This is a genomic window from Ilumatobacter nonamiensis YM16-303 (assembly GCF_000350145.1).
Classification (GTDB): domain Bacteria; phylum Actinomycetota; class Acidimicrobiia; order Acidimicrobiales; family Ilumatobacteraceae; genus Ilumatobacter_A; species Ilumatobacter_A nonamiensis.
The window spans coordinates 45,034-55,188 of record NZ_BAOL01000040.1 but is presented as its reverse complement, the minus strand read 5'-3'; the positions used below and the strand labels follow the sequence as shown (position 1 = coordinate 55,188).

Below are 10,155 nucleotides of genomic sequence, written 5' to 3'. Positions count from 1 at the left end.
CCATCGGGTGTCAGACACCCGATGGCACGCAACGTTGACGTACCCGCTCGTCATGATCGGGACATGGGACGATCAACGAGAATCGATGCACCCGGAGCGTGGCATCACGTGATGAATCGCGGTGCCGGGCGACGGGTGACGTTTCGGAACGACCGCGAGCGGGTTGCATTCGTGGAGTTGGTGTCCGAACTGGATCGAAGGTTCGAGATCGAGATCCACGCCTACTGTCTCATGAGCAACCACTACCACCTTCTCGTCAGGTCTCGCGGCGGCCGGCTGTCCGAGGCGATGGCATGGCTCGGCTCGCAGTACACGCGATGGGTCAACGTCCAGCGGGACGTGGACGGGGCGATCTTCCGCGGTCGCTTCCATTCGGTCCACGTGATACGCGATGCCCATCTCGAGTGGCTCTTCCGGTACGTCAACGCGAACCCGCTCGATCTCGGATGGGAGCAACCGCTCGCCGACTACCGATGGTCCGGACTTGCAGCGTCACTGGGTCGCGATGACCGCACGAATTGGCTCCACACCGAGTTCATCCGGGAGCGCTTCGGAGGTGACCGGTCGCAGCTCGAAGCCTTTGTCGAGCGGTCGCGGATCGACAGCGCCTCGCCGCAGTCGGCTCTCGCCGGCACGTGTGGAGCGGATTCCATCGTGGCAGCGGTGGCGACCGCTCGCGCTCCCGGTCCGGACGTGAACAGTGATGCCGACGTGCGCGCTGTCACGACGTACCTCTCGCTGGCCGTCGGGATCCCGGCCACCAGCGTGGCGACGATCGCCCACCTCGACGAGCGTCAGTCGACACGATTCGCACGACGCGCCGAGCGACGCTGCCATCGGCCGGGACCCGCTGCTGACCTCGTTCGCCGCGTCACCTCGTTGCTCGAACACGAACAGGATCTCGCCGAGCGGTCGTGCACCATTCCGTGTCTGACACCCGATGGCACGGAACCTGAATGGAAGCTGAATGATCCGCGTGGTGGGGTGGACCATCGGGTGTCTGACACCGGATGGTCCAGATAGGTTTGTCAGCCATGTCTGATCGCACTCTGGTCCTGTTGAAGCCTGATTCCGTCGAGCGCAAGCTCGTCGGTGAGATCGTGTCGCGTTTCGAGGCGAAGAACCTCGACATCGTCGCGATGGACCTGCGCACGCTCGATGCCGACACCCTCGCTCGCCACTACGAAGAGCACGTCGGCAAGGGCTTCTACGCCGAGCTCGTCGAGTTCATGAGCCGCGGCCCGATCGTCGCCATGGTCGTCGAAGGCCCGGAGGACACCTGGCAGGTCGTGCGCACGATGATGGGCACGACCAACCCCCGTGACGCCGCTCCCGGAACCATCCGCGGCGACCTCGGAATCCTGTTCACGGAGAACCTCGTCCACGGCAGCGACTCGCTCGAGTCGGCTCAGCGCGAGATCGGGATCTTCTTCCCCAATCTGTAACATTCGCAGGCGGTGGAGCACCAACTCCGTCCGTCCGAACTAGTTTCAGATCGCAGTCGAGTGCGACGCCCAGCGTGCGTCCGTTCGACGCCACCATTCACAGCTCGCGAAGGGAGGGCCCGACGTGGCCCGCAACAACCCACTCAGTCTGGGGCGTGACCTCGCCATCGACCTCGGAACGGCGAACACCCTCATCTACGTGCGCGGCCAGGGCGTGGTCCTGGACGAGCCGTCGGTCGTCGCCATCAACGTGAACGACGGCCGCCCTGTCGCGGTCGGGCTCGAAGCGAAGCGGATGATGGGTCGGACGCCGAACCACATCAAGGCCATCCGACCGCTGAAGGACGGTGTCATCGCCGACTTCGAGGTCTGCGAGAAGATGCTGCGCTACTTCATCCAGAAGGTCCACGCGTCCAAGTGGAGCAAGCCGCGCATGGTGATCTGCGTGCCGTCCGGGATCACCGGCGTCGAGCAGCGCGCCGTGCAGGACGCCGCCGAGTACGCCGGCGCCCGCAAACCGGTGCACATCATCGAAGAGCCGATGGCGGCCGCGATCGGTGCCGACCTGCCGGTGCACGAACCCTCCGGCAACATGGTCGTGGACATCGGTGGCGGCACGACCGAGGTGGCCGTCATCTCGCTCGGTGGCATCGTCACCGCGCAGTCGGTCCGGGTCGCCGGCGACGAACTCGACGACGCCGTCCTGCAGTACGTGAAGAAGGAGTTCTCCCTCGCGATCGGTGATCGCACCGCCGAGGAGATCAAGATCCAGATGGGCACCGCCTGGCCGATGGAGGAGGAACTGACCGCCGACATCCGCGGTCGCGACCTCATCTCCGGGTTGCCGCGCACCATCCAGCTCACGACCGAACACGTCCGCGAAGCCCTTGCCGAGCCGATCTCTGCGATCGTGGACGCCGTGAAGACCACACTCGACAAGACCCCGCCCGAACTCGCGGCCGACATCATGGAGGACGGGATCACCATCACCGGTGGTGGTGCCCTGCTCGGTGGCCTCGACGAACGCTTGGTCCACGAGACGGGGATGCCGATTCGGATCGCGAACGAACCCCTCTACAGCGTCGTCATCGGATCCGGTCGCGCCCTCGAGAACATCGATGCGATGCGCGGCCTGATGTCGATGGGCGGCGAAGACTGAACCGACCCGAAGGGGTCAACATCTCATGCCCATCTACACCGTCGGTCGCCGACGAGTCATCATCGCGCTGCTGCTGTCGGGAGCGCTCCTGCTCACGCTCGACCTGCGCGGCAACGCCGTGCTCGACACGATCCGTGACGGCTTCTCGCGGGCGATGACGCCCGTCGAACAGGCGGCCGACGTCGTCACCTCGCCGGTTCGGCGAGCCTGGAACTCCTACGACAACTACGACGATCTGGAGCGCGAGAACCTCGCGCTGCGCGACGAGATCGACCGGCAGCGCGGCACGCAGGCGGCGGCCGAGGCGAGCATCATCGACTACCAACTCCTCCTCGCGTTGAACAACCTGCCTTCGCTGTCCTCGATCGATTCGGCCAAGGCGCAGGTCGTCGGTGGCGCGACGAACAACATCGACCAAACCGTCGAGATCAACAAGGGCACCGATGACGGGATCGACGTCGGTATGCCGGTCGTCAACCAGGCCGGGCTGATCGGCAAGATCACGAACGCGAACGCGCGAAGCTCGACCGTGATGCTGGTCACCGACCCGCGGTATTCCATCCCGGTCGAGATCCTCGCCGGCACCGCCGACCTCGAGTTGGAGGATCCGTCGAACACCACGCCATCGGGCCGGACCGACGACGAGAACGACGACCTGGTCGAGCAGTCCGAAGCGGAGCAGGCGGCCGAGGAAGCTGCCGCCGAAGCTGCCGAGGCGGAGCAGGCTGCCGCCGAAGAGACTCCTCCCGGCACGTCGCCGGAGGACATCTTCGCCGACGAGGTCGACCTCCCGCAGGCCGGTGACCCGAACGACCCGGCGAATTCGACGACCACGACGCTTCCGGAGGGGCCGCCGGAGACCGACGCCGACGGGAACCCGATCCTCGAACCGTTCACCACGGACGCCGACGGCAACCCCATCGACGTGCCGGAGACGACGACCACCACCACGAGCACGTTGCCACCGGATCCGGAACAGCTGGAGAAGGAGTTCGGTGTGTTGCAGGGACGCGGGCAGGGTCGGCCGCCGCAGGTCCGGTTCCTGCAGGACATTCCGTCGCTGGCCGAGTTGCAGGTCGGCGATCTCATCGAAACCGCCGGCGGCTCGGAGAGCCTCGCTCCGCCCAACATCCCGGTCGGCCGCGTGATCAACCGCGCCGATCGTGCCGGCGTGGGCGGACCGCTGCTCGAGATCGAGTTGAACGCCGATCTCGACAAGCTGAACTTCGTTCGCGTGGTGCTCTTCCAACCGTTGACGGAGGTTGACGAGCCGGAAGTCGCCGAGTAGTCGGCGACGTCCGATGTTCGCGGCACTGTTCCAGAGTTCACTCATCCGATTGATTCCGGTCGGGATGATCCTGTTGGCGATTCAGCGCACCGTGTTCGCCGACATCAAGGTGTCCGGTGTGGTGGTGCAGGTCGTGCTGGCGTTCGTCGCTGCAGCGGGAGCGAGCGGTGGGTCCGAGCGCGGCGCGGTCGTGGGATTCGTCCTCGGCTCGATGTACGACATGGTCGAGGGAACCCCACTCGGATCGACCGCGATCGCGTTCACCGTCGCCGGCATCGTCGCCGGGCTGTTGGCCCTCATCGCCGCCGATCCGCAATGGTGGCTGAAGGCGATCTTCGTCGGGCTCGGCTGCGCTGCGGGGGAGGCGATGCTGCCCGTCGTTCGATTGTTCATCGGCGAGGAGCATCCGTGGCCGGCCAACATGCCGAAGGTGATCTTCATCGTCGCGGTGTCGGGCGCGATCATGTCGCCGATCCTCCTGCCGCTGAGTCGATGGTGTCTGAAGATCCGCAAGTCGGAGTGGACCGCCCCCGCCGAGCAGTCACCCGTGTAGTGGACCGACGCTGTCCGTGACGAACAACCGAGAACTTTCCGATCGTTGACCCACATGACGGTTGTGTGACGGGCAGACTGGTCCGATGGCTCTCGACAAGCGCGCAACGCGACTCGGCGTCCTCGCCGTCGTCGGCATGCTGCTGTTCGGACTCGTCGGCGCGCGGCTCTGGTTCCTGCAGACCGTCGAGCAGGCGGGGTTGCAGGAAGAGGTCGAACAGACGAAGCGCCGCGAGGTTCCGCTGCTCCCCGAACGCGGCCGGATCTTCGACGCGGACGGACGAATCCTCGCGGACAACGAACGGGTGCTCACCGTCGGGGTCGACTGGGACGTGATCCGTCGCGAGGACGATCGGGCCGAGATCTTCCGGCGTCTGTCAGGGTGGATCGACGTGCCCGTCGAGGAGATGGAGGAGCGTTTCGACAGCCAGGTGTACAGCCCGTTTCTCCCGATGCCGGTCGCCGAGGACATCGATGAGCCGACGGCGGCAGCCCTGCTCGAGCGCGTGGAGGACCTGCCCGGCGTCCAGATCATGGAAGAGGCGCGGCGGGTCTATCCCTATGCACCGACGGCGAGTCACGTGGTCGGGTACATGGGTCGGATCACCGCGGAGACCATGGAGGCATACACCGCTGACGGCTATCAGCTGAACGAGCGGGTCGGGAAGTTCGGGATCGAGCTGTCGATGGAGGAGGAGCTCCACGGAACGCCGGGGAAGGTCGTGTACGAGGTCGACAAGTCGAGCCGCATCGTGCGCGAGATCGAGCGGATCCCCGCCGTCAACGGTCAGGACATCCAGCTCACCATCGATCTCGACCAACAGCAGTACGCCGAGCAGGCGCTGGAGAGCCAGCTCAAGCTGCGTCAGTTGGAAACCGCTCGGAACGGCTTGGATCCCGAGACCGACTTCAAGACGCGCTTCTTCACCGACTACCCCTCCGAGGTCCCCTTCAAGGCACCGGCGGGCGCCGTCGTCGTCGAGAATCACGAGAACGGACACATCGTCGCGCTCGCCAGCTATCCGACCTTCGACAACCGCTGGTTCGAGGCGGGTCTCGGCATCGACGACTTCGAACAGGTCTTCCCGTCGACGAACGAGGACGGCACCAAGATCGACCCGGACAAGTCGACCCTCGTGAACCGCGCCATTCAGGGTCGGTACAACCTCGGTTCCACGTTCAAGCCGTTCACCGCCTACGCGGCGCTGAACACCGGCTTGTTCGGGACGAACGACTACTACCGGGACACCGGCACCTACAAGATGACGTCGATCGAGGATGACCAGTGCAACACGGGCGCCGTGCGCTGCGTGTTCAAGAACGCAACGTGCTCGGGTACGGGTCGTCCCTGTGTGTACGGAATGGTCGATGTCGAGACCGCGCTCGCGGTCTCGAGCGACGCGTTCTTCTACCGCATCGGTGAAGACATCATGGTCGAGAACGACTACGAGCCGATCTTGCAGGAGCAGGTGCGGCTGTTCGGCTTCGGCGCCGACACCGGGATCGACCTGCCGTTCGAGTTCGACGGCACCGTGCCGGACAAGGAACTGAAGGCGCGCTACGGCGAGCTCGGCGTCATCAGCGAGGACGAGGGTTCGGGGTACTTCACCGGAGACAACGTGCAGTTGGCAATCGGGCAGGGTCTGCTCTCGGCGTCGCCGCTGCAACTCGCAACCGGGTACGGCGCGATCGCGAACGGCGGTTTCGTCATGCGGCCGGAGATCATCAAGGCGGTCTACGAGCCGGGTGTTCCCGACGCCGAGGAGCCCGGTTTCGCCGATCTCTCGCAGGCCCGCTTCGCAGAAGAGCCGAACCTGCGCGGCGACCTCGTCCGACAGATCCCGATGCCCGACGAGATCAAGAACGAGATCACCACCGGTCTCCGGCGTGTCATCACGGGCCCGGGAACGACGAGCGACTACTACCACTCGACCACCGGCGAGAAGCTGTTCTACACCTACCCGTCGAGCGCCATTCCGGTCGCCGGCAAGACGGGGACGGCACAGGGAGCCGGCAACTACCCGTGGAACGACTCGTCCGCGTTCGCCGCGTTCAGCATCGATCCGGAGCGGCCGTTCACGGTGTCGGCGTACCTCGAGAAGGCCGGATACGGGTCGCAGGCGGCCGGACCGGTCGTCAAATGCATCTACCTGCAGCTGTCGGGGATGGCCGCGGCAGACCCGGTCGAGTTGTCCGATCCGCTCGACACGTCGAACCTCGAACCGGCGCCGTCGAACCACTTGCGCGACCAATCGTGCTATGCAGGACGTTTCTCGCCGACAGCGGTGACCGAGTGAGCTGACGGCGACGTCAGCACACCTGTACACCCGAACACGTTCGACATGGCGACCTCATTCCTCTCTCGCAAGCCCGATTCGGGGCTGGGCAACATCCGGGCCAGCCCTGCCGATCCCACGCGCAACATCGACTGGGTGCTGATGACCGCGCAGATGCTGCTCGCGGTGATCGGCTGTTTCGTCGTGTTCTCGGCGACTCGACTCCGGTTCACCGACGAGTACGACCTCGTGACGAAGCAGGTGATCTTCGGCATCCTCGGGATCGTCGCGATGATCATCATGATGAGCGTCGACTACGAGTACTGGAAAGAACGTGCTCGACTGCTCTACATCGCCACGATCGTCAGCCTCGTGCTGCTGCTGGTGATGGCCGTCGCCCAGGGCGAGGCGCTGATCTCGTTCGACCTCGGGCCGATCAACTTCCAACCGGCCGAGTTCGCCAAGCTGACCACCTTGCTGATGCTCGCCTCGTTCCTCGCGGAGGAACGTAGCGACGAAGTGTCGTACGCCCGTTTCCTGGGCGGCCTGATCATCGTCGGCATCCCCGCCGTGCTGATCATCATCCAACCCGACCTCGGTTCAGCGTCGGTGATCGTGTCGATCGCGATGGGCGTGCTGCTCGTCGCCGGGGCGAAGCTGCGCTACATCTTCCTGATCTCGTTCCTGTCGCTCGCGACGGTCGCCGCGGCGTTCTTCGGCCGACTGGTCAACTCGTACCAGCTGGCCCGCATTCGAGCGCTCATCAACCCCGACGCGGTCGATTCCAGCGACACCTACCAGGTCGACAACGCGATGCGTGCGCTCGGAACCGGGGGCGTGTGGGGCAAGGGCTACCTGAAGGGACCGCTCACCAACGACGGTGACATTCCCGTCATGTGGGCGGACTTCCCGTTTGCGGCAGTCGGCGAGCAGTTCGGCCTGGTCGGCTGCGCGGTCGTGCTCGCGCTGATCTCGGTGTGTCTGGTCCGGATCTGGCGCATCGCCCACCTGTCGCGAGACCTGCTCGGCACGTATCTGTGCGCCGGCGTCTTCGTCATGTTGCTCTGGCAGACGTTCCAGAACATCGGGATGACGTTGAAGATCATGCCGGTCACCGGTCTGCCGCTGCCGTTCATCAGCTACGGCGGATCGGGACTGATCGTCTACTTCGCGATGTTCGGCCTCGTGCAGAGCGTCCACATGCGGCGGATGCGCTGAGCGAGCTCAGCGCCGGCGCCTGGCGGCGCCTCACCTCGCCTGGCGGCGAGGATCCGCCCTTTCTCCGGACTGGCCTCCGGACTCGCTGCGCTCGCATGTGAGGCCTGGCAGCTCGGACCTCCGGGCTGGTGGGTCCATCGGTCGGTTGGGTCCATCGGGTGTGACCCTTGGCCCAGTAGGATGTCCCGCCAGTGATCGACACCGATGAACACACCCCCTCACCGGCAGTAGTCGCCGGCGCGGCGCCGGTGGTGTCGACCCCGACGACCCGTCCCATCAGCCGATGCGGCGGTACCCACACCACGAATGCCGAGGTCCGCCCGTGAGCGGCCCGACCTCGGCGACGGGGCCACAGCATGGTCTGTCGCCCCTGAGAAGGGATTCCATCCACCATGGACAACAACCAGAGCACCGCCTCAGACAGCGCGGCGCCCGACACGCAGGAGTCGAATCGCTCCGCTGAATCCGGGTCCGCACCGGTCGGGAACGACGATCGCAACGACGTCGAACTGCCCGAGAAGATCTCCGAAGGACGACCGTCCGCAGCGGCGTCCGAACGCGCACTCGTCCGGAAACCGAAGATCGGCGACACCATGCCGGTCCCGAGTGCCCCGCCCCCCGGGCGGGCGGCATCGGCTCCAGCGGACGACGAGAAGTCGAGCGCCGGCGGTGGCGGTGGCAAGCGGCGTCGCCGTGGCGGCCGCGGGCGTGGCGGATCGAAGTCGTCCGAGAGCGGCGAGGGTCGTGACCAGCAGCAGTCGCAACAGAAGACCAAGGGCGGCGGCGACGCCAAGAGCAAGTCGCCCGGGTCCAAGCGGAATCGGCGCGGGCGCGGCAAGGGTCGCGACCGTCAACCCGCAGCGGACGATGCGTTCCTCGAGCAGCGCAAGGGGCGCGAGCGCAACGGCAAGCCGGTCGGCCGTTACTTCATGTGCGTGCAGGTCCGTCCGGGCATGGCACAGGTCGCCGTCCTCGAAGGTCGCAACCTGATCGAGCACTACGTCAGCCGCCCGGCCGACGACGTCTCCCAGATCCACGGCAACATCTACATGGGCAAGGTGCAGAACGTCCTTCCCGGCATGGAGGCCGCATTCGTCGACATCGCCACCCCGAAGAACGCCGTGCTGTACCGCAGCGACGTGCAGTACGACCCGGGCGACATCGAGGTCAAGGGCAAGAACCCACGCATCGAGGACATCCTCAAGAACAAGCAGATGATCCTCTGCCAGGTCACGAAGAACCCGATCGCACACAAGGGCGCGCGGCTCACGCAGGAGGTGTCGCTCCCGGGGCGGTTCGTCGTGCTGATCCCGAACTCGAAGACCTACGGCATCTCGAAGCGACTGCCAGACGACGTCCGCAAGCGCCTCCGCAACATCCTCGATCGGGTCAAGCCCGACGAGCACGGTCTGATCGTGCGGACCGCGGCCGAGCACGCGACCGAGGACGAGCTGGTCGGCGACATGACCCTGCTGCTCAAGCAGTGGGAGGAGATCGAACGCAAGGCCGCCAAGGTGCAACGCCCGACGCTGCTGTCTCGCGAACCCGAACTCGCCGTGCGCGTCATCCGCGAGGAGTTCAGCGCCGACTACCGCGGCGTCATGATCGACGACAAGCGCCTCTACGAGGAGTTGCGGGACTACGTCACCGCGTTCAATCCCGAACTCGCGGATCGCATCGAGTACTACGACGCCGAGGACGAGGGTCTCTCGCTGTTCGAGCGGTTCCACGTCCACGAGCAGGTCCACAAGGCGCTCGACCGCAAGGTGTGGCTGCCGTCGGGTGGGTCGCTCATCATCGAGCACACCGAAGCGCTCACGGTGATCGACGTGAACACCGGCAAGAACGTCGGCAAGTCGAATCTCGAAGAGACCGTGTTCCATAACAACATGGAAGCGGCCGAGGAGGTCGCCAAGCAGCTGCGGCTCCGGGACATCGGCGGCATCATCGTCATCGACTTCATCGACATGGAGATCAAGGACAACCGGGCCAAGGTCGTCGGGGTCCTGCGTGACGCGCTGGCTCGCGACAAGACCCGGTCGCAGGTGTTCGACATCGGTGAACTCGGACTGGTCGAGATGACGCGCAAGCGGATCGGGGAGGGGCTGCTCACCGAGTACAGCCAGATCTGCCCGGATTGCGACGGCCGCGGCGTGCAGGTCGACTTCTCGATGCTCGAGTGACCGGGGTCGCGCCTTCGGCGTCGGTTCTCCAGGT

At 65.5% G+C, this 10,155-nt stretch carries 8 protein-coding genes; all 8 read left to right on the top strand.

Annotated features, from left to right (window positions below; genetic code table 11):
• Positions 1-21 precede the first annotated feature (21 nt).
• The 8 genes from ON45_RS21100 to ON45_RS05350 all read left to right on the top strand — a co-directional run bounded on the left by ON45_RS21100 (position 22) and on the right by ON45_RS05350 (position 10,121).
• Entirely contained in the window at positions 22-1,023 is a 1,002-nt protein-coding gene (locus ON45_RS21100; protein ID WP_083914405.1) for a transposase, read from the top strand.
• An 11-nt stretch (positions 1,024-1,034) separates the two neighbouring features.
• Complete coding sequence (gene ndk, locus ON45_RS05380; RefSeq protein WP_040492530.1) at positions 1,035-1,445, top strand: nucleoside-diphosphate kinase; 411 nt, start codon at positions 1,035-1,037, stop codon at positions 1,443-1,445.
• 124 nt (positions 1,446-1,569) lie between these two features.
• Positions 1,570-2,604, top strand: coding sequence for a rod shape-determining protein (locus ON45_RS05375; protein ID WP_040492529.1), 1,035 nt, complete (start codon positions 1,570-1,572; stop codon positions 2,602-2,604).
• A 25-nt stretch (positions 2,605-2,629) separates the two neighbouring features.
• On the top strand, positions 2,630-3,892 hold the full coding sequence (mreC, locus tag ON45_RS05370; protein WP_040492527.1) for a rod shape-determining protein MreC: 1,263 nt from the start codon (positions 2,630-2,632) through the stop codon (positions 3,890-3,892).
• A gap of 13 nt (positions 3,893-3,905) precedes the next feature.
• Positions 3,906-4,445 (top strand): rod shape-determining protein MreD, encoded by a 540-nt coding sequence (locus ON45_RS05365; RefSeq protein WP_040492525.1) that lies wholly within the window; start codon positions 3,906-3,908, stop codon positions 4,443-4,445.
• A gap of 85 nt (positions 4,446-4,530) precedes the next feature.
• The gene (locus tag ON45_RS05360) at positions 4,531-6,741 is read left to right on the top strand and encodes a penicillin-binding transpeptidase domain-containing protein (protein ID WP_040492524.1); all 2,211 of its coding nucleotides are present in this window, start codon (positions 4,531-4,533) and stop codon (positions 6,739-6,741) included.
• Positions 6,742-6,786: 45 nt separating this feature from the next.
• Entirely contained in the window at positions 6,787-7,938 is a 1,152-nt protein-coding gene (locus ON45_RS05355) for an FtsW/RodA/SpoVE family cell cycle protein (protein ID WP_040492523.1), read from the top strand.
• 392 nt (positions 7,939-8,330) lie between these two features.
• Positions 8,331-10,121, top strand: coding sequence for an Rne/Rng family ribonuclease (locus ON45_RS05350; RefSeq protein ID WP_083914402.1), 1,791 nt, complete (start codon positions 8,331-8,333; stop codon positions 10,119-10,121).
• Positions 10,122-10,155: the final 34 nt, after the last annotated feature.